Consider the following 2,048-nt stretch of genomic DNA (forward strand, 5'->3'; position numbering starts at 1 on the left):
TTAGTTTAATGGATGCAAATTTTAAAAGAGACATAGCTATGTATATAGCTTCTAAAATACGTAATATTTATTTTAGTAAGAAGAGTATTACTTTTTTACGGCGTATACAAGACGGTTAGTTGCCGAGTTATAATACTCTAGTTGCTTTTATAAAAGCATAATTCCAGTATCCTTCTTGTAAAGAAGAAACAATAACACCACGAGAGCTAGAGGCATGTATAAATTTGATTTCGTCATTCTCTACGGCAACAACCATACCTACATGGTTTATTCTTTTGCCTCGTCTACTGGTTTTAAAAAAGAGTAAATCGCCTTTAGCTACTTGTCTTAGTCGTATGCGTTTTCCTTCATTAGCCATTGCATAGGATACTCTAGGTAAAGGAACGTCATGTGCCCCAAAAGAGACATAGAGTAATCCGGAACAGTCCATTCCTTTCTTTGTAGTACCACCATATTTGTAACGAACTCCAGAAAAAGTAAGGGCAGTGTTAATTATATCATCTGCTTTAGATAATTCTTTTTCAGGGATTTTTATAATGGGTATTTCGGAAACCACTACCGTATCTTTAGGAGTGCCGGCAACAGTAACTTTATAGGCTTTGCTTTTAACGGTTCTTTTTTTAGAAACGCCGCAGCTTCCGAGAACAAGAAGAAAAAAAATAAGGATAATTTTTCGAAACATTAATATAGCAATAGTGTCTTAAGGTTTCTAAAGTTAGTTATTTTTTATAAGTAAAGAGGCAACTTTGTCACTTGCTCCTGGACCACCGAGCATTTTTTCTAATTGCTTGTATCCTTGTAGTTGTTTTTCGCGGGCATCACCAGAAACTATTTTTTGAAGTTCCGTTTTTAAATTTTTAGTATTTAAATCGTTCTGAATAAGTTCTTTGACCACTTCTTTTTTCAAAATTAAATTAACCAAAGAAATAAATTCTAGGGTAATAATACGTTTGGCAATTTGGTAAGATATCCAATTGGCTTTATAACAAACTACTTGCGGAATTTTAAAAATAGCGGTTTCTAAAGTAGCGGTTCCACTGGTAACTAAAGCAGCGGTAGAATGGGATAATAAATCGTATGTTTTATTGCTTACAAAAGTTACGTTCGGGTTTAAATAGGGTTGGTAAAAATCTAAATCTAAACTTGGTGCTCCTGCAATTACAAATTGATATTCTTTAAAAAAATCGGTTACGGAAAGCATAACGGAAAGCATCTTTTGTACTTCTTGTTTCCGGCTTCCGGGTAGTAGAGCAATTAAAGGCTTGTTAGGGTCTAAATTATTTTTTGATCTAAAAACAAAAGCTTCCGTTTTTGGTCTTTTTTCTATAGCATCAATTAATGGGTGGCCTACAAAATGTACTGGAAAATTATGTTTGTTTTCGTAGAAATCCTTCTCAAAAGGAAGAATAACATACATATTATCTATATCTCTTTTTATTTTTTCAATACGCCCTTCTCTAGAGGCCCAAATTTGAGGAGAAATATAATAATTGGTTTTAAAATTATGCGCTTTTGCCCATTTAGCAATGCGTAAATTAAAACCAGAATAGTCAATAAATATAAGGGCATCGGGTTGGTGTGTAAGTATGTCTTCTTTACAAAAAGCTATATTTTTGAAGATTTTATTCAGGTTGGTGAGCACCTCTATAAAACCCATAAAGGCCATTTCTTTATAATGTTTTACTAAGGTTCCGCCGGCTTGTTGCATTAAGTCGCCACCCCAACATCTAACCTCTATATCAGCATTTTTACGTAGCAGAGCTTTAATTAAATTGGAACCATGTAAATCGCCAGAAGCTTCACCTGCAATAATATAATATTTCATTCTCATTTTTTATATACAATGTCTAAATGCTTTTAGCTGTTGGTGGTTGTTTTTTAGCCTTTTTCTTTTTGTTAAAAAAAGCTCATTCTATATAGTGTTTTCGGTTCAAATGTTTGTTCTTTCTAACCATCAACCATCAACCATCAACCATCAACCATCAACCATCAACCATCAACCATCAACCATCAACCATCAACCATCAACCATCAACCATCAACCATCA

At 33.6% G+C, this 2,048-nt stretch carries 2 protein-coding genes; both read right to left on the reverse strand.

The genetic code is table 11. The annotated features are described in order from the left end of the window. Window positions 1-127 precede the first annotated feature (127 nt). Window positions 128-682, reverse strand: coding sequence for a C40 family peptidase (locus QZZ51_RS07850; protein ID WP_291868262.1), 555 nt, complete (start codon window positions 680-682; stop codon window positions 128-130). Window positions 683-715: 33 nt separating this feature from the next. Further along, window positions 716-1,825 (reverse strand): lipid-A-disaccharide synthase, encoded by a 1,110-nt coding sequence (gene lpxB, locus QZZ51_RS07855; RefSeq protein WP_291868265.1) that lies wholly within the window; start codon window positions 1,823-1,825, stop codon window positions 716-718. Window positions 1,826-2,048: the final 223 nt, after the last annotated feature.

It is taken from the genome of Maribacter sp. (assembly GCF_016744255.1).
Lineage (GTDB): Bacteria > Bacteroidota > Bacteroidia > Flavobacteriales > Flavobacteriaceae > Maribacter_B.